Raw genomic sequence first — 18,617 nt, 5'->3', positions numbered from 1 at the left:
CATGCGACCGCATTCTCATGTTGGAACTCGGTCAACTGTGGGAGCGGGCTTGCCCGCGAAGAGGCCCTGAAGAACACCCTTATAACATCGGCCGAGCCGAAGCAATCGCCACCACCACCAACCCCACGATCAAATTGATCCCCACCAACCGGCGGATCTGGCCCAGCACCGCAGCCCCTGCCGGCCAATCCTCAGCCGCCACCGCCGTGCGCAATTCCGGGAATTTCAACGCCTGGATACGGATAAACAACGCCGTCATCACCAGATACAACCCCATCATCACCTGCACATACCGCGGTGCCGTCTCAAACCCGTTGAAGCGCAATTGCAGCAAGCCAATGCCGCTGATCGGCAAAATCGCCACCGCGACCCACACCCATACGAAAAAACGTTGAAACACATTCGCCCATAACCTGAGGCGGGCCGGGCCCTCAAGTGCCGCGACAGCGGCGGGGCGCAGGATCATCCAGGCGAAAAACATACCGCCGACCCATACCAGGGCGGCCAATACATGCAGGGTGTAAACGAGGCTAAACGCGGTCATTGTGGTACTCCGTTCTGCGCGGGATTCATTAGCGGGGTATGATAGCCGCCGATCCGAACCACTGAAAATTTATCCAGCGTTTTTTGCGCCCGACTATCCATGATCAGCACTGAACTCAAAACCACGATCCAGGGCGCCTACTCGCGTTTTCTCGAAGCCAAGAGCTTGAAACCGCGTTACGGCCAACGCCTGATGATCGCCGAAGTGGCCAAGGTCCTCGGGGATATCGACACCGACGACGAAGGTCGCCGCGAGGGTGAGCCCGCGGTCGTGGCGGTCGAGGCTGGCACCGGCACCGGCAAGACCGTGGCCTACAGCCTGGCAGCGATCCCCACCGCCAAGGCTGCTGGCAAGCGCCTGGTGATCGCCACCGCCACCGTCGCCCTGCAAGAGCAGATTGTCTACAAAGACCTGCCCGACCTGATGCGCAACAGCGGCCTGAACTTCACCTTCGCCCTGGCCAAGGGCCGTGGCCGCTACATGTGCCTGTCCAAGCTCGACGTACTGTTGCAGGAAGGCCATGCGCAGACCGCCACTGCCCAGCTGTTCGAAGAAGAAGGCTTCAAGATCGAAGTCGATGAGGCCAGCCAGAAGCTGTTCACCAGCATGATCGAGAAACTGGCCGGCAATAAATGGGACGGCGACCGCGACAGTTGGCCCACCGCCCTGGAAGACGCCGACTGGGCACGCTTGACCACCGACCACAGCCAATGCACCAACCGCCATTGCCCCAACTTCGGTCAGTGCGCCTTCTACAAGGCCCGCGAAGGCATGGGCAAGGTCGATGTGATCGTCACCAACCACGACATGGTCCTGGCTGACCTGGCCCTGGGCGGCGGCGCAGTATTGCCGGACCCGCGTGACACCCTCTATGTCTTCGACGAAGGGCACCACCTGCCCGACAAGGCCATCGGTCACTTCGCCCACTACACGCGCCTGCGCTCCACTGCCGACTGGCTGGAAACCACCGCGAAGAATCTCACCAAGTTGCTGGCCCAGCACCCGCTGCCCGGTGACCTGGGCAAGCTGATCGAACAGGTGCCGGAGCTGGCGCGGGAGATCAAGACCCAGCAGCAATTCATGTTCAGCGCCTGCGAGCAGGTGGCTGATTTCAAACCCGGCGAAGACGTCGAGGGCCGTGAGCGGCCGCGTCACCGTTTTGTCGGCGGGTTGATTCCCGAGCACATGCGCGAAATGGGCATCGAGCTGAAGAAGGGTTTTTCACGCCTGACCGACCTGTTCACCCGTCTCACCGACCTGCTCAAAGAGGGCATGGACGGCGAGGTCAATATCGGCATCGCCAGCAACCAGGCCGAGGAATGGTATCCGTTGTTCGGCAGCCTGTTGTCCCGTTCCCAGGGCAACTGGGAGTTGTGGACGGCCTTTACTGTTGAAGACCCGGAAGACAACCCGCCCATGGCGCGTTGGTTGACCCTGTCGGAAAGCGGTGCGCTGTTCGACATCGAGGTCAACGCGAGCCCGATCCTGGCCGCCGAGATGTTGCGCCGCAACCTGTGGAACGTGGCCTACGGCTGCCTGGTCACCTCGGCCACGCTGACGGCCCTGGGCACTTTCGACCGCTTCCGCATGCGCGCCGGCCTGCCAAAAAAGGCCGTCACCGCGGTGGTGCCGAGCCCCTTCCATCACGCCGACGCCGGTGTGTTACGGGTGCCGGACCTCAAGGCTGATCCACGGGATGCGGCGGCGCACACCGCTGCGATCATCCGTGACCTGCCAGAGCTGGTAGAGGGTTCACGCGGTACGCTGGTGCTGTTCTCGTCGCGCAAACAGATGCAGGACGTGTTCGACGGCCTCGACCGTGACTGGCGCAAGCAGGTGTTTATCCAAGGCAACCTGTCCAAGCAGGAAACCCTGAACAAGCACAAGGCGCGCGTTGATGGTGGGGACTCCAGCGTACTGTTCGGCCTGGCGAGTTTTGCTGAAGGTGTGGACTTGCCGGGTGCCTACTGCGAGCACGTGGTGATCGCCAAGATTCCGTTCTCGGTGCCGGACGATCCGGTCGAGGCGGCCTTGGCCGAATGGATCGAAGCACGGGGCGGCAACCCGTTCATGGAAATCTCGGTGCCGGATGCTTCCCTGAAGCTGGTCCAGGCCTGCGGTCGCTTGCTGCGTACCGAGGAAGACCGAGGCACCATCACCTTGCTTGACCGCCGTTTGGTCACCCAGCGCTATGGCAAGGCTATCCTTAATGCCTTGCCGCCGTTCAGGCGCGAAATTTCTTAAGCCACAGTGGGCGGATTCGCCCACTTCGTGGTCTATCTGACTGTCATTCATCAGGCCATTCATCGGCCGCCTGGGAGAACCTTGCTCGTATGATTCGCACGCTGCCCGCCCTTTTTGCCCTGCTGTTCGCCGCGCCCTTGATGGCCGCGCCTGCAGGGCAACAGACCCTGTTCAATTTCGTCCGGCCTGCCGATGTGGTCAAGGTGGCGACCCAGGACGCCAGCCTGCCGCAATACAACGCCGAACAGACGCCTGAAGGCGAAGTGCTGCGCCGTATCACGTTCAACCCGGCTGCCGAACCGAGCCTGGTCCTCAGCCCACAGACCGGCGCCTGGGACTGGTCCCAGTCGGGGGCCATGAGCCTGCGCATCCAGAGTGCGATGGATTGGGCATTGACGCTCTACGTCAAGGTGCAGAGCAACGACGGCCGTACCCTGGTCAGCCGCATCGACCTGCCGGCGGGTCCGGCGCAGACCCTGCTGGTCCCATTGCAAGCCAATTCACCATTGAGCCAGGGCATGAAGGCCGGTCCGCCGATGCCGATCACTGTGGACGGCCAGCGGGTATTGCTGGCCAGCAGCGCGGGTGAAATCGACCGCAGCCAGGTGGTTTCGGTGACTTTGTCGATGATCAAGCCCAACGCCGCCCAGAGTATCTTGCTGGAGCGCTTTGGCGTGCAGGACAGCGAGCCCGTATTGAAGGCTGCCTACAGCGAATTGGTGGATGCCTATGGTCAATCCACCCGTGCGCGCTGGCCGGAAAAAGTCAGCAGCGACGAGCAGCTCAAGGCTGCCTCCGCCAAGGAGCAACAGCAGCTCCAGGGCTGGCTGGCCACGCGGGATAAGTCCGCCCTGGATCAGTACGGCGGCTGGAACAAGGGCCCCGCGTTCGACGCCAGCGGTTTTTTCCGCACCGAGAAGCGCGACGGGCGCTGGTACCTGGTGACGCCGGAGGGGCATCCGTTCTACTCCCTGGGCGTCAATACCGTGGCCCCGGACAACAACCAGACCTACGTGTCCGGTCGTGAATGGATGTTTGCGGCGCTGCCCAAGGCCGGCGAACCGTTCGACAAGTATTACGGCAGTGGTGACAACCGCACGGGCAATGGCGCAGGTGAGGGCCGCAGCTTTGGCGCCGGGCGCTGGTACGATTTCTACGGCGCCAACCTGCAGCGCACCTATGGCGGTGAAGGTTTTGACCAGAAACGCTGGACCACTCACACCCTCGACCGCCTGCAAGCCTGGGGTTTCAATACCGTGGGCAACTGGAGCGATGGCGACCTGGCCAGCGCCGACCGCGTACCCTATACCTTGCCGCTGTCGATCGTCGGCGACTACACCAGCATCAGTACTGGCACTGACTGGTGGGGCGGCATGCCCGACCCGTTCGACCCGCGCTTTGCCATGGCCACTGAGCGCGCCGTGGCCATCGCTGCTCGCGATCATCGCGATGATCCGTGGCTGATCGGTTTCTTTGCCGACAACGAGTTGGCTTGGGCCGGCCCAGGTGATGATCCGAAGTCCCGCTATGCCTTGGCCTATGGCACCTTGCGCATGACCACCGACGTCCCGGCCAAGCGTGCGTTTCTCAAGCAACTGCGCGACAAATACCGTAATGAGGAAGGCCTGTCGAAAGCCTGGGGCATCGAATTGAAGGGGTGGGAACTGATGGAAGACCCGGGCTTCGAACCGCCGGTGCCCAACCCTGAGCACCCGGAAATCGAAGCGGACTTCAAGTACTTCCAGAAGACCTTCGCCGATGCCTATTTCAAGACCATTTCCGATTCGCTGAAGTGGCATGCGCCGAATCAACTGCTATTAGGCGGTCGTTTTGCGGTCAGCACACCGGAAGCCGTGGCGTCCTGTGCACAGTATTGCGATGTGCTGAGCTTCAACATGTACACCCTCAAGCCGCAGGACGGTTACGACTTCGCCGCCCTGCGTGCGCTGGACAAGCCGGTGTTGATCACCGAATTCAACTTCGGCTCGGCCGACCGTGGGCCTTTCTGGGGGGGCGTGACGCAGCTGGCCCGTGAGGAAGACCGTGGCGCGGCCTATGGCAACTTCTTGAAGCAGGCCATGGCCGAGCCGTCGATCGTTGGCGTGCATTGGTTCCAGTACCTGGATCAGCCGGCCACCGGGCGTTTGCTGGACGGTGAAAACGGCCATTTTGGCCTGGTAGGCATCACCGACGTGCCGTTCCAGGGCTTTGTCGACAGCGTACGCAAAAGCAACCTGGCGGCCGTCGATCAACTGGGCAAGGAAGCGGAAAAGGCCAAGGCAGCGGGGGCTGTGCGTGAAAGCGAAGGCGGCAGGGCCGGACACGAGGGCAAAGGCCCGGGGCAGGGCGCCGGACATGCGGGCGGGCACTCTGGAAATGGTCATTGATTGAGTGCTGACGGGTTCACAAAACCCACAAGGGCTGGAACAATGTCGGCCACTTTTTTGATGTTTTCGAGGGCGCTCAGGTGCAGATTCAGGGTCATTACGAACTCCAGTTCGAAGCGGTACGTGAAGCCTTCGCCGCCTTGTTCGATGACCCTCAGGAGCGTGGTGCCGGGCTCTGCATCCAGATCGGCGGTGAAACCGTTGTCGACCTGTGGGCCGGTACCGCCGACAAGGACGGTGCCGAAGCCTGGCACAGCGACACTATCGTCAACCTGTTCTCCTGCACCAAGACCTTCACAGCCGTGACGGCCCTGCAGCTGGTGGCCGAAGGCAAGTTGCAACTGGATGCACCCGTGGCCAACTATTGGCCGGAATTTGCTGCGGCCGGGAAAGAAACCATTACCCTGCGCCACTTGCTCTGCCACCAGGCTGGTTTACCGGCGATCCGCGAAATGCTCCCCACCGAGGCCCTGTACGACTGGCAACTGATGGTCGACACCCTGGCGGCAGAAGCCCCGTGGTGGACGCCCGGCCAAGGCCACGGCTACGAGGCGATCACCTACGGCTGGCTGGTGGGTGAATTGCTGCGTCGCGCCGATGGGCGCGGGCCGGGAGAGTCAATCGTGGCGCGGGTTGCACGGCCACTTGGGCTGGATTTCCATGTGGGCCTGGCGGATGCAGAGTTTTATCGCGTGGCACATATAGCGCGCAGCAAAGGCAATATGGGCGATGAAGCCGCACAACGTTTACTGCAAGTAATGATGCGTGAACCTTCGGCCATGACCACACGTGCATTTGCCAATCCGCCGTCTATTCTGACCAGTACTAATAAACCTGAATGGCGCCGCATGCAGCAGCCGGCGGCAAATGGTCACGGTAATGCACGCAGCCTGGCAGGCTTTTATAGCGGTTTATTGGACGGTAGTTTGCTTGAAGCCGATATGCTTGAACAATTGACCCGCGAACACAGTATCGGGCCGGATAAAACATTATTGACACAAACCCGTTTTGGCCTGGGCTGCATGTTGGACCAACCGCAGCTGCCCAATGCCACCTTCGGCCTTGGCCCGCGTGCATTCGGGCATCCCGGCGCAGGCGGCTCGGTAGGCTTTGCCGACCCAGAGCATGATGTAGCGTTTGGTTTCGTGACTAATACATTGGGACCTTATGTACTTATGGACCCCCGGGCGCAGAAGTTGGTCGGAATATTGGCCGGTTGTCTGTAAACCTCTTGCTGTTTCACGATTTTTTGTTACAAAGGCAAGTATAAGAAGACGCTGAACGAAATGATCTAACTTTGATGTTCTGTAAGCGTCTGTTTAACGGGTCATCCAGACCCCCGTTTCTTTTCTCATTTTGTGGATATCTCATGTTATCGAACAAGTCCTTGGCACTGGCGCTATGCCTCACTATTACCGGCTGCGCACAAACTCCACAAAATGATGCCGAGGGCGGGCATTGGTGGTCATTTGGATCTGACAAGGCCGCGACCAAGGACGCAGTGACCCAAACCGACGCCAAGCCAGACGCCAAGCCGGCTGCGGGTGCCAAGCCTGTAGCGCCGGTAGCCGCCACCGCCGCGCCGGCGCCAGCCGCCAAGGCTGACACCGGCTCCAGCTGGTGGCCGTTCTCTTCCAAGAGCGCCGACGAAAAGGCCGCCGATGCCAAGGCTGACCTGAAAGCCGATCTCAAGGCCGCCGAGCCTGCAACTGCTCCGGCCGTCGCCAAGACAGACAGCGAAACCCGCTGGTGGTGGCCGTTCGAAAGCAAACCCAAGCCATTGGCCAAGGTCGACGTGACCAACGTGCCAATGCCTGACCCGAAAATCACCCAGGCCTGGTTGGACGACTATGAGCCGCGCCTGCGCGCCGCCATCAAGGACAGCAACCTGCAACTGGAGCGTCGCGACAACGTGCTCGTCGTGATTGCGCCGGTAGACGGTTCCTACAACCCGAAACGCCCGACCATGCTGCTGCCGGTCACCCTCGGTCCGTTCACGCGCGTTGCCAAGGCTGTTGAAGCCGATCCCAAGACCGCCGTGCTGGTACTCGGCCATGTGGATGCCACCGGCACCGCCCCGGCCAGCCAAGCGCTGACCAAAGAGCGTGCACAATCCATCGCTTCGATCTTCAGCCTCAGCGGCCTGAAGCAGGATCGCCTGATGTTGCGTGGCATGGGCGACCTGATGCCCCGTGCCGCCAACGACAGCAATCAGGGCCGTGCCCTGAACCGTCGCATGGAAATCATGTTGACCCAGCGCACCACCATGCTGGCGCTGCTGAGCAAGTACCAGTCGGGCAAGACCCCGCCTGTCGCCGAGATGGTTGCTGTGCAGAATGTTCCCGCTCCGGCTCCGGCTCCAGCTGCCAAAGCTACGGCTAAAAAGGCGCCAGCCAAGAAAGCCGCCGCCAAGCCAGCCGCCAAGAAAGCCCCGGCCAAGCCTGCTGCCAAAAAGCCTGCGCCGGCCAAAGCCAAAGCTGCGGCACCGGCTAACGACCAGGCCAAAAACTGATCCGCTGAACCAGAAGGATAAAGCCGCATGACCCAGGCACTGGCCGATATGCGCCGTGACTACACACGGGATGGTTTGAGCGAGGCCCAGGCCCCGAGCGAGCCATTTGCCTTGTTCCATCAGTGGTTTGCTGACGCGGTGAAAACCGAGCAGCCACCGGTGGAGGCCAATGCCATGACCCTGGCCACGGTTGACCAGGACGGTCGCCCGCACTGCCGCATCCTGCTGCTCAAGGGCCTGGACGCGCAGGGTTTTACCTTCTTCACCAACTATCAGAGTGCTAAGGGCCAGCAGCTCGCGGCGCGGCCGTTTGCGGCCATGACCTTCTTCTGGCCGACCCTGGAGCGCCAAGTGCGGATCGAGGGGCGGGTGGTGAAAGTCACGGCTGAAGAGTCGGACGCTTATTATCAGGTCCGCCCGCTGGGGAGCCGGCTGGGCGCCTGGGCGTCGCCGCAGAGCCAGGTCATTCGTGATCGAGAGGAACTGCAGGACCTGCTGAAGGCCACCGAACAGCGTTTCAGCGACACCCAGCCCGACTGCCCTGAGCATTGGGGTGGCTATCGCTTGCTGCCGGAGCGCATCGAGTTCTGGCAGGGTCGTGCCAGCCGTTTGCATGACCGTCTGAACTACCGCCTGCAAGGGGCCGACTGGACCCGCGAACGCCTGGCGCCCTGAGCTGCACCTTTCGTCATTTCCCTTGAATGCATCCCGTCACTCTGACGTCTCTATTCCAGAGACGTCGGACGTGTACTGCCGCGCCGAGTTCTCGTCGACCGTTGCGACTACAATCAATGTAAACCTTGAAGGTAGAACTACCGTTCGTCGAGTTTTCTGGTGTGGGCAGTCTGTACTAAGGCTGAATGAAAGCAATTTTTTGCGGTGCTTGCCGTGACAGGCGTCAAGCTGCAGCGTTTAATGACCACCTGTCCTTTGGAGTTGATGCTATGCGTAAGTCAGTTTTACTGGTTGCCTGCTTTACCACCCTGTCGTTGCTGCTGGGTGGCTGCGCCTCGAGTCTGACCGGCGACTCGTATTCCCGTGACGAAGCGCGTCGTGTACAGACCGTGCGCATGGGGACCATCGAATCCCTGCGTCCGGTAAAAATCGAAGGTACCAAGACCCCAATCGGCGGTGCAGCCGGCGCAGTCATTGGCGGCGTTGGCGGCAGCGCCATCGGCGGCGGCCGTGGCAGCATCGTGACCGCAGTGATCGGCGCCGTCGCTGGCGGCCTGCTGGGTTCGGCCACCGAAGAAGGCCTGACTCGCACTCAAGGTGTGGAAATCACCGTTCGCGAAGACGACGGCAGCATGCGTGCCTACGTGCAGGCTGTGCAGGAGAATGAAATCTTCCGCATTGGTGACCGTGTGCGCATCATGACTGTTGATGGTACTAGCCGCGTTACGCGTTAAGCGCTGGTTGTAGAACTACAAAACCCCAGCCGGGTGACCGGTTGGGGTTTTTGGTTTTATGGGGTGTGGCCGGGTTGAACTGCAAAAAATGCAGGCATTAAAAAACCGCCTTAGTAGGGCGGTTTTTTATTGCGAACCCGATTATTGACGGGGCTGCGACTTCAAAGATGCATTGACCTGCGGCCGGGATAGTACCTCCGGTCACACCGTCATGCAAGGTTGAGAGAAGTCGACGAAGGCCATTCTTGACGCTTTTCTGTTTTCAATTTTTACTGCAAAAAATTGCAATAGATCTCATAAGCAGTACTGGATATTTAACCACTTTTCGTCACACCTTCATTCGGGAGATTCGTTAGGCTCCCCCTTGTTCTACGTTTTTCGCTAATAGGCGAGCCGGGTACGCGCGCGAATTTTTGGACTGATCGCCACGGGCTAGTAAGCCGTGCCGGATTCATGCGGGAAGCCCATCAACCCGGCCGCCTCAAAGATGCATTGACCTGCATCCAAAGGCTCACGTGTTCCGGTAAGTGCGCTGGAGGTAAGGCCTAACGTTAGGAGGGCCGAGTATGTCGAAGTTTGCACGACGTACGTGGAACCTCGTAGTGAATAGCCTGCGTGTCTACCACGTGTGGGTATTTCTGCGGGACAGCTTCGATGACCGGTAAGGTCTGAAAAGTGGAGCCGCCTCGGTTTAAGCCGAGGCGGCTTTTTGGTTTTCGGCGCTGTCAGTTCAAACCTGAAGTTTCGGCCTTCTTGCGACTCGCCATCGCCGTCACCGCATAACCAATACACGCGGCCAATATCGACCCCGTCAGAATCCCCATCCGGTCCTCCCCAGCAAACTCACTGGCACCCGGCACAAACGCCAGCGAACCGACAAACAGGCTCATGGTAAAGCCGATGCCGCAGAGGATCGCCACACCAAACACCTGGCCCCAGTTGGCGCCGTTGGGCAAGGCAGCGAGGCCGGTCTTGATGGCCAGCCAGGTGAGGCCAAACACACCCACGGTCTTGCCGATCAACAAACCGGCGGCAATGCCCATCGGCACATGGTGAGTGAAGCTTTCCAGGCTGACGCCGGTCAGGGATACGCCGGCGTTGGCGAAGGCAAACAGCGGCAAAATACCGTAGGCCACCCACGGGTGAAGCGCGTGTTCCAGCGTGAGCAGCGGTGAGGGCTCGGCGTTCTTGGTGCGCATCGGGATGCAGAATGCCAATGTCACACCCGCAAGCGTCGCGTGAACACCGCTCTTGAGTACGCACACCCACAGGATCAGCCCAATGATCAGGTATGGTCCGAGCTTGATGACGCCCAGGCGGTTCATCGCAATCAAGGCAACCAGACAGGCAGCTGCGCCCGCCAGGGCGGCGCCGGACAGGTCGGCGGAATAGAACACGGCAATCACGATGATCGCGCCAAGGTCGTCAATGATCGCCAAGGTCATCAGGAACAGCTTCAGCGACACCGGCACGCGCTTGCCCAGCAAGGCCAGCACGCCGAGGGCGAAGGCGATGTCGGTCGCCATGGGAATCGCCCAGCCGGAGAGTGCGGCGGGGTAATCCTTGTTGATCGCCCAGTAGATCAACGCCGGCACGACCATGCCGCCGATAGCCGCTGCGCCGGGCAGTACCACTTGCGAGGGCTTTGACAGGTGGCCGTCGAGCAACTCACGTTTGACCTCCAGACCGATCAACAGGAAGAACAGGGCCATCAGGCCATCGTTGATCCACAGCAAGGCCGGTTTGGCGATTTTCAACGCGCCGATCTGCGCCACCACCGGTACATCAAGAAACGCAGCGTACAGGTGCGACAAAGGGGAGTTGTTGATGATCAACGCCAGTGCCGCAGCCGCGATCAATAACAGACCGCTGGCGGCTTCCAGCTGGAAGAAACGGGTAAAAGTGCTACGCAGAGGCAAGGGATGCTCTCCAATCCAGATTCAATAGGTGGGTACCCTAACCCGTACCGTTAGTTGTTAAAACAAAAGTTATATTCTTATTTGTTATAAGCGACGGTTTGGAATGACGTTGCGATTGAACCTAGCAATTGTGCGCCCGATTGAATCGGTACTGTATCTGTGTGACACGTAGGAAACCCCCTAAAATCAGGGCTTACACCCTTTAGAGAAACTCTCCATGAGTGACCATCGTCCCTGGGCTCGCGAAGCCATTCGCATCATTGAAGCTGACTTCCAGCGCAGCGCGGACACGCACTTGATCCCTTTGCCGCTGCCGGGGTTGCCGGGCATCGAGCTTTACTTCAAGGACGAGTCCAGCCACCCCACCGGTAGCCTGAAGCATCGGCTGGCGCGTTCGCTGTTTCTCTACGCGCTGTGCAATGGCTGGCTCAAGCCGGGCGCGCCGGTGATCGAAGCATCCAGCGGTTCGACGGCGATTTCTGAAGCCTACTTCGCGCGCCTGCTCGGTCTGCCGTTTATTGCGGTGATGCCGGCCACCACGTCCCAGGAGAAAATCGCGCAGATTGCCTTCTACGGCGGCAAGAGCCACCTGGTACAGGATCCCACGCAGATCTATGCCGAATCCGAACGTCTGGCGCGGGAAAGTGGCGGTCACTTCATGGACCAGTTCACCTACGCTGAGCGCGCCACCGACTGGCGGGCAAACAACAACATCGCTGAGTCGATCTTCCAGCAGATGCGTTTCGAGCAACATCCAGAACCGAGCTGGTTGATCTCCAGCCCCGGTACGGGCGGCACCACCGCGACCCTCGGTCGTTATGTACGTTATCGCCAGCATTGCACCCGCGTGTTGTGTGCCGATGCCGAACGCTCGGTGTTCTTTGATTTCTACCAGAGTGGTGATGCCAGTTTGCGCCTGGACTGCGGTTCGCGGATTGAGGGCATTGGTCGGCCACGGGTCGAGGCATCGTTTTTGCCCAAGGTGATCGATGCGATGGTCAAGGTGCCGGATGCACTGTCGCTGGCGGCCATGCACTACCTGGCCGAGCGGTTGGGGCGGCGGGTCGGCGGTTCGAGCGGGACTAACCTGGTTGGCGCTTTGGTGGCGGCGCAGCAGATGAGAGCGGCGGGAGAGTCGGGCTCGATTGTGGCGATCTTGTGTGATGGCGGTGAGCGCTACGCCACAACTTACTACGATCAGGCCTGGCTGGCGGGGCAGGGGTATGCGCTGGACGGGTTGATTGCGGCGGTTGCGGCCAGTGTCGAGCGCGGCGAGCCGTTGCCGGACAGTATTCTGCGCGCCAACATTTAACGTTGTAGAAGCCCGGCGAGCCGGGCTTCTACAAGGGAATGTGTCAGGCTTGCAGGCCCAACATGTCCCGCGCCAACGCCTCGGCAATGCGAATCCCATCCACACCTGCCGACAGAATCCCTCCGGCATAACCGGCGCCTTCCCCCGCCGGGAACAGACCTTTCACGTTCAAGCTCTGCATCGATTCGTTACGGGTAATCCGCAGCGGCGACGAAGTACGCGTCTCAATGCCGGTCAACACGGCATCGTGCAGCGAGTAGCCTTTGATCTGCTTCTCGAACGCCGGCAGGGCTTCGCGGATCGCTTCGATGGCGAAGTCCGGCAAGGCCAGCGCCAAGTCGCCCAGGGAAACGCCTGGTTTGTAGGACGGTTCCACGCTGCCGATCGCTGTGGACGGCTTGCCGGCGATGAAGTCACCCACCAACTGCGCCGGCGCCTCGTAGTTGCTGCCACCGAGGACATAAGCGTGGGACTCCAGGCGCTCCTGCAGCTCGATACCTGCCAGCGGACCGCCCGGGTAATCCACCTCCGGAGTGATGCCGACCACGATGCCGGAGTTGGCATTGCGCTCGTTGCGCGAATATTGGCTCATGCCGTTGGTGACCACGCGGTTCGGCTCGGAAGTCGCCGCGACCACGGTGCCGCCTGGGCACATGCAAAAGCTGTAGACCGAGCGGCCGTTCTTGGCGTGGTGCACCAGCTTGTAGTCGGCGGCGCCAAGTTTCGGATGCCCGGCGTATTTGCCCAGGCGCGCGGCGTCGATCAGTGATTGCGGGTGCTCGATGCGGAAACCCACCGAAAACGGCTTGGCTTCCATGTACACACCGCGGCCGTGGAGCATGCGGAAGGTGTCGCGGGCGCTGTGACCCAGGGCCAGGATCACGTGCTTGGACAGGATTTGCTCGCCACCATCGACGACCACGCCGTTCAACTGGCCGTCCTCGATCAGCACGTCGGTAACCCGCTGCTCGAAACGCACTTCACCGCCGAGGGCGATGATCTGCTCGCGCATGTTCTCTACCACACCGGTCAGGCGGAACGTACCGATATGCGGCTTGCTGACGTAGAGGATTTCTTCCGGTGCACCGGCCTTGACGAACTCGTGCAGGACTTTGCGGCCGTGGAATTTCGGGTCTTTGATCTGGCTGTACAGCTTGCCGTCGGAAAAGGTCCCGGCGCCACCTTCCCCGAACTGCACGTTGGACTCTGGGTTGAGCACGCTTTTGCGCCACAGGCCCCAAGTGTCCTTGGTGCGCTGGCGTACTTCCTTGCCGCGCTCAAGGATGATCGGCTTGAAGCCCATTTGTGCCAACAACAGCCCGGCAAAGATCCCGCATGGGCCGAAACCCACTACGATCGGCCGTTCAACCAGGCCTTCCGGCGCCTGGCCCACGACTTTGTAGCTGACATCTGGCGCGGGGTTGACGTTGCGATCATCGGCGAACTTGAGCAGCAGGGCGGCTTCGCCCTTAACATTCAAGTCGACGGTGTAGATGAAGCACAGCTCCGACGATTTCTTGCGGGCGTCGTAGCTACGCTTGAACAGGGTGAAATCGAGCAGGTCATCACTGGCGATGCCCAGGCGCTGCACGATGGCGGGCCGCAGGTCTTCTTCGGGATGGTCGATGGGCAGCTTGAGTTCGGTGATTCGTAACATGACAGGATCCGGTAGGCGGCGGGCTCGGAGGCCGGCTGTTTTGCAAACCGGCGATTATAAGCCTCAATGGCGGTTTCCCGTCATGTTAAAACAGCGTGGGGTCGCGTCAGTCGTCGCGCGAGCCGCCGAACGACGCGCAACCGCGCTGCACCTGGCCGTTGACGCGCAACTCGGCGGTCATGTGTTGCAGGCTGCCGCTGACCGGGTCGACGCAACGCTGCGGGGCTACCCACAATTCCACGTGCTGGTTGTTGGCTTCGGTCATCAGGTTGAAGCGGCCGTCACCGATTTGTTCTTCCACATAGGGCACCGCCAGTGGCGGTTGGCCTTCGCGCTCCAGCACCAGGCCCTTGGCGGTGACGTTCATCACCCAGGTCGGTTTGTGGCCGTTGGCGCGCAGGATCATGCGTTTGAAGTCCGGGTCGTCGCAGGCCGACGTCGAGCGCTCGACGCGGTAGAGTTGTTGCAGGTCGACGCTGCCCTGGGTGCCGCTGGCGACCCCGGAGAACTTGCCACGCAGGTCGGCAAACAACGCGCCTTGCTCGCCGGCGAGGGAGGCCGCTTCCTGCAGGATGCTGGTGCCGCCGGTGTCGTTGACCACGTAGTTGCGTTTGTCATTGCACGGCTGGAACAGCAGTTTGCCGCCGACTGCGGTGAGTTCGCCCTGCATTCGGGTCAGCCCGGCCGTAGAAGGCTTGGCCGGATCGTTATCGAACATCTGGCAGGCGCCAAACAGGGGAAACAAGGCAAGTAGGGCAAGGGTATGGGCGGCACGCATTATCGGGTCTCCAGACAAGTGCCGCCACGTTACGCAGGCCTGCGCTGCATCACAACCCCGCCCGTTAGCTTCAGGTAATTCTGACAGGCAGCCTGATCACCCCACGATAAACGTCTGGCCGGTCTGCAAGCCTTCCACACTTTTTGCGTAGGCCAATGCCACGTCGGCGCCCGGCGCCGGTTTGTAGCCACGGAAGTACGGTGCGTAGCTGTCCATGGCTTCCAGTAACACCGTCGGGCTCACCGAGTTGACACGCAGGCCACGTGGCAGCTCGATTGCCGCTGCTTTGACGAAAGCATCCAGCGCACCATTGACCAGCGCAGCTGAAGCCCCGGTGCGAATCGGGTCGCGGTTCAGAATGCCACTGGTGAAGGTGAATGAGGCGCCATCGTTGGCGTATTCGCGGCCGATCAGCAGCAGGTTGACCTGGCCCATCAGTTTGTCACGCAGGCCCAGTTCGAAATCGCCTTCGCTCATCTCGCCTAGCGCCACGAACTTCACGCTGCCTGCCGCACAGACCAGGGCATCGAACTTGCCGGTCTGTTCGAACAGTTTGCGGATCGACGCGCTGTCGCTGATATCCACCTGGAAGTCACCGCTGTTGCGGCCGATGCTGATCACGTCGTGACGCTGGGCCAGTTCCGCCTTGATTGCTGAACCGACAGTGCCGCTGGCGCCAATCAATAGGATTTTCATGGTGCTGTTCCTCCAGGGAGTTAAGTGAGGGTTCAGTCTAGAGTGGCTTCTTTTGCGAATAAACGTGCTAATAGGCAACCTTTGGTTTTCAAATGGAAACAATCCGTGAGTGACATGGATGACCTGGCCGCGTTTGCGGTGCTGATCGAAGCCGGTAGTTTTACCGTGGCCGCCGAGCAATTGGGCTGCAGCAAAGGGCAGTTGTCCAAGCGGATCAGCCAGTTGGAAGCGCGGTTTTCCGTGGTATTGCTGCACCGCACCACCCGCAAGCTTAGCCTGACCGCGGCCGGCGCAGCGTTGCTGCCCCAGGCCCAGGCATTGGTGGTGCAGGTGGATCGTGCCCGACAGGCGTTGGCCCGGCTCAAGGATGATCTGGCTGGGCCGGTACGCATGACGGTGCCGGTGTCGCTGGGCGAGACCTTCTTCGACGGATTGTTGCTGGAGTTTTCCAAGCAGTACCCGCAGGTACAGATCGAGCTGGAGCTCAACAACAGCTACCGCGACCTGGCGCGGGATGGCTTTGACCTGGGGGTACGCTTAGGCGCGATCGAGAATGAGCGCCTGGTGGCCAAGCCGTTGTTGGCCTGGCATGAGATGACCTGCGCCAGCCCAGCCTACCTTGAGGAGCATGGCGAGCCGCAGACCCCGTCCGACCTGGCCGCGCACACCTGCCTGCTCAACAGCCATTACAGCGGGCGTGAAGAGTGGCTGTATCACCAGCAGCACGAATTGCTGCGGGTGCGGGTCAGCGGCACATTCGCCTCCAACCACTACAACCTGTTGAAAAAGGCCGCATTGGTGGGCGCCGGTATTGCGCGGCTGCCGTCCTACGTTCTCCCCGCGGAATTAGCGGACGGCCGTTTGCGCTGGCTCCTGCGCGATTATCAGACGCGGAGCATGCCGATGTACCTGGTGCATCCCTATCAGGGCGGTTTGCCGCGCCGCACCCAGGTGTTAGCCGATTATCTGGTGGGTTGGTTCAAGCGCAGCGGCGAGGCCCTGGATCGGCTTTAAGCATAGCGACGGGCGATCAGGTGATCGATGGACAGACGTCCCGGCCCTTTGGCCACCAGCAACAATAGCAGCGCGATCCAGGTCCCGTGGGTCGGGTAGGCGTCCGGGTAGACGAACAGCTGAATCACCAGGGTCATGCCGATCAGGGCCAAGGCCGAGAAGCGTGTGGCAAAGCCCACCAGGATCAATACCGGGAAAAAGTGCTCGGCAAATGCGGCCATAGGCGCTGCGACTTCGGGCGATAACAGGGGCACGTGGTATTCGCTGCGAAACAACGGCAACGTTGAGGCTGCCAGTTTGGGTTCACCCAGTTGGAAGGTGCCGCTGATCAGATCAATCGCGAAGCCTTCGACTTTGGTTTGCCCGGATTTCCAGAACACCGCGGCAATGGAAAAACGTGCGAGAAAGGCGATCAGGCTGTAGGGGATCTGCTCGAAAAGCGCGATGACCCGATTGATCAGGTACGACGGACGAGTATTCATGGCGATACCTTTTGTTCTGGATACAAATGAGTGATGGCGTTGTGGCTGATCAGCAGCGTCAGGCATTGGTGCAGGTCGAACTCGACTGACACTTCAAGCGCCTGCTCCACGGCTATTTCCAAGGGCGTGCCATGGGCCAGGCTGTCGATAAACGTGGCTGAACCGTGGTCGATAGCAAAGACCTGGACCTTCAGGCCCTGACGCATGACCAGCGCACCCTGGGCGTGCCAGGGATTCAGGGTGGCCAGGCCACCTTCGAGCTGGTGTGCGGCCCAGATGGCTACCACCGCATAAGTTGAATTCAATGTGGCAAGGGAGGGGTGCAGTTGCAGGCGCAATTTCCCCAGGGCTGACTGGCCTTGCAGTGCTTGGAGAACCGCCTGCTGTTCCAGCGGCTGGGTATCTGCTGCGTGGTAGGCACGCACGCGCAAGCGTTCCAGGCGTGCGACATCGGCCAGGTAGGGCACGCTGGCGGCAGGCTCGAAGTCCTGGATAAACGCCGCGAACGCACTGCCGTACTCGCTGATCAACGGGCTGGTGGGTGGGTAAGCCTGCACAAACAGGCCGGCCATTGCGCGGAAAAATTCCTCGCCCACCAGTTGTAATGTCACCGGGTAAGCCGTTGCCAGTGCGTTGATCAACGCGCTGTGCACGTTGTTGCGATACACCACAAAGCGGCTGGCAGGGTCGGCGCCATTGCTGCTGAACAGGCCATCGGGGCAGGCCAGATCCGGCGCCAACAAGGCCTCGGCGAACTCGTCATGCAGGCTCATGGGGTCACCTGCGACAGATGCCATTCGGCCTGTTGAGCCTCGGCCAGCAGTGCGCCGAATGCTGGCACCTGGTTATCCCGCTCGATCAGGGTCGCAACCGAGCCAACGTGTGCCAGTACTTTTTCGTACAGCTGCCACACGGCGTTATCGATTGGCGCGCCGTGATCATCGATCAGCAAGCGATCACCGAGGCTGTCAGTGTCTTCGGCAAAACCGGCCAGATGAATTTCGCCGACGGCCTGCAGCGGCAGGGCATCGATGTAGGCGAGTGGATCGCGCTGATGGTTGATGCACGACACATAGACGTTGTTGACGTCCAGCAGCAAACCACAGCCGGTGCGGCGGATGATTTCGCTGATGAAGTCGGTCTCGTCCAGGGTCGAGCGCTGGAATTGCAGATAAGTCGACGGGTTTTCCAGCAGCATTGGGCGCTTCAAGGTGCTCTGTACCTGGTCAATGTGTTCGCACACCCGTTGCAGGGTCGCGCTGTCGTAGGCCAGGGGCAGCAGGTCATTGAGGAACACCGGGCCATGGCTCGACCAGGCCAGGTGTTCGGAAAAAGACTGGGGGTGATAGCGATCGATCAGCGTGGCCAACCGTGCCAGGTGCTCACGGTCCAGCGGGTGTTCGCCGCCAATGGACAGGCCCACACCGTGCAAGGACAACGGGTACTGTTCGCGGATCAACCCCAGGTAATGATGAAACGGGCCGCCGGCCACCATGTAGTTTTCGGCGTGCACTTCAAAAAAACCGATGTCGGGTGAGGTCTCCAGCACTTCAAGGAAATGCTCATGCTTGAGCCCCAGCCCGGCCCGGCGGGGGAGGCCGGGCGCCTGAGCCTGGGAGATGGCGTGCAGGGATGAAAGAGTCATCATCAGTACTCAGGTTTT

16 protein-coding genes are annotated in these 18,617 nt (G+C 60.7%); 8 read left to right on the top strand and 8 right to left on the bottom strand.

All coding sequences use genetic code 11. The features are described from left to right. Positions 1–79: 79 nt before the first annotated feature. Entirely contained in the window at positions 80–544 is a 465-nt protein-coding gene (locus AB4O08_RS05950; RefSeq protein WP_042570682.1) for a CopD family protein, read from the bottom strand. Positions 545–643: 99 nt separating this feature from the next. On the opposite strand from AB4O08_RS05950, the gene dinG reads away from it, so the two are divergent. The 6 genes from dinG to AB4O08_RS05920 all read left to right on the top strand — a co-directional run bounded on the left by dinG (position 644) and on the right by AB4O08_RS05920 (position 9,096). Next, positions 644–2,788 carry an ATP-dependent DNA helicase DinG gene (gene dinG / locus AB4O08_RS05945; RefSeq protein WP_010212383.1) on the top strand — a complete coding sequence of 715 codons (2,145 nt, stop codon included), beginning with the start codon at positions 644–646 and terminating at the stop codon, positions 2,786–2,788. Between the two features lie 89 nt (positions 2,789–2,877). Then, entirely contained in the window at positions 2,878–5,175 is a 2,298-nt protein-coding gene (locus AB4O08_RS05940; RefSeq protein WP_010212382.1) for a beta-galactosidase, read from the top strand. An 80-nt stretch (positions 5,176–5,255) separates the two neighbouring features. Continuing rightward, on the top strand, positions 5,256–6,401 hold the full coding sequence (locus AB4O08_RS05935) for an EstA family serine hydrolase (protein WP_010212380.1): 1,146 nt from the start codon (positions 5,256–5,258) through the stop codon (positions 6,399–6,401). Positions 6,402–6,544: 143 nt separating this feature from the next. Beyond that, positions 6,545–7,687: an OmpA family protein gene (locus tag AB4O08_RS05930; protein ID WP_021492393.1), complete on the top strand. Its 1,143-nt coding sequence runs from the start codon at positions 6,545–6,547 to the stop codon at positions 7,685–7,687. A 27-nt stretch (positions 7,688–7,714) separates the two neighbouring features. After that, the gene (pdxH, locus tag AB4O08_RS05925; protein WP_021492392.1) at positions 7,715–8,362 is read left to right on the top strand and encodes a pyridoxamine 5'-phosphate oxidase; all 648 of its coding nucleotides are present in this window, start codon (positions 7,715–7,717) and stop codon (positions 8,360–8,362) included. 269 nt (positions 8,363–8,631) lie between these two features. After that, entirely contained in the window at positions 8,632–9,096 is a 465-nt protein-coding gene (locus AB4O08_RS05920) for an outer membrane lipoprotein (protein WP_003189251.1), read from the top strand. Positions 9,097–9,821: 725 nt separating this feature from the next. On the opposite strand, the gene nhaA is transcribed toward AB4O08_RS05920, so the two are convergent. Next, positions 9,822–11,015 (bottom strand): Na+/H+ antiporter NhaA, encoded by a 1,194-nt coding sequence (gene nhaA, locus AB4O08_RS05915; protein ID WP_010212376.1) that lies wholly within the window; start codon positions 11,013–11,015, stop codon positions 9,822–9,824. Positions 11,016–11,232: 217 nt separating this feature from the next. Between nhaA and AB4O08_RS05910 the strand changes: the two genes are divergently transcribed. After that, entirely contained in the window at positions 11,233–12,327 is a 1,095-nt protein-coding gene (locus AB4O08_RS05910) for a PLP-dependent cysteine synthase family protein (protein ID WP_010212375.1), read from the top strand. 43 nt (positions 12,328–12,370) lie between these two features. On the opposite strand, the gene AB4O08_RS05905 is transcribed toward AB4O08_RS05910, so the two are convergent. The 3 genes from AB4O08_RS05905 to AB4O08_RS05895 form a co-directional block, all read right to left on the bottom strand. After that, positions 12,371–13,984 carry an NAD(P)/FAD-dependent oxidoreductase gene (locus AB4O08_RS05905; RefSeq protein ID WP_010212374.1) on the bottom strand — a complete coding sequence of 538 codons (1,614 nt, stop codon included), beginning with the start codon at positions 13,982–13,984 and terminating at the stop codon, positions 12,371–12,373. A 106-nt stretch (positions 13,985–14,090) separates the two neighbouring features. Beyond that, the gene (locus AB4O08_RS05900) at positions 14,091–14,762 is read right to left on the bottom strand and encodes a COG3650 family protein (RefSeq protein WP_021492391.1); all 672 of its coding nucleotides are present in this window, start codon (positions 14,760–14,762) and stop codon (positions 14,091–14,093) included. A 96-nt stretch (positions 14,763–14,858) separates the two neighbouring features. After that, positions 14,859–15,458 (bottom strand): short chain dehydrogenase, encoded by a 600-nt coding sequence (locus AB4O08_RS05895; protein ID WP_010212372.1) that lies wholly within the window; start codon positions 15,456–15,458, stop codon positions 14,859–14,861. A 105-nt stretch (positions 15,459–15,563) separates the two neighbouring features. On the opposite strand from AB4O08_RS05895, the gene AB4O08_RS05890 reads away from it, so the two are divergent. After that, on the top strand, positions 15,564–16,472 hold the full coding sequence (locus AB4O08_RS05890) for a LysR family transcriptional regulator (RefSeq protein WP_021492390.1): 909 nt from the start codon (positions 15,564–15,566) through the stop codon (positions 16,470–16,472). Here AB4O08_RS05890 and AB4O08_RS05885 read toward each other — a convergent pair. From AB4O08_RS05885 to bufB, 3 genes are read right to left on the bottom strand one after another with little or no spacing between them, the layout of a single operon-like run. Then, positions 16,469–16,954: a DoxX family protein gene (locus AB4O08_RS05885; RefSeq protein ID WP_010212370.1), complete on the bottom strand. Its 486-nt coding sequence runs from the start codon at positions 16,952–16,954 to the stop codon at positions 16,469–16,471. The genes AB4O08_RS05890 and AB4O08_RS05885 overlap by 4 nt on opposite strands. Next, complete coding sequence (locus tag AB4O08_RS05880) at positions 16,951–17,727, bottom strand: HvfC/BufC N-terminal domain-containing protein (protein WP_460114752.1); 777 nt, start codon at positions 17,725–17,727, stop codon at positions 16,951–16,953. Before AB4O08_RS05880 ends, AB4O08_RS05885 begins: the two co-directional genes overlap by 4 nt. Continuing rightward, positions 17,724–18,602, bottom strand: coding sequence for an MNIO family bufferin maturase (gene bufB / locus AB4O08_RS05875; RefSeq protein ID WP_460114751.1), 879 nt, complete (start codon positions 18,600–18,602; stop codon positions 17,724–17,726). The genes AB4O08_RS05880 and bufB overlap by 4 nt, the downstream gene beginning before the upstream one ends. Between the last annotated feature and the right edge of the window lie 15 nt (positions 18,603–18,617).

The sequence above is a fragment of the Pseudomonas sp. H3_E07 genome (assembly GCF_054668895.1).
Note: the sequence above shows the minus strand (reverse complement) of the source record. Positions and strands in the feature narration are given on the sequence as shown.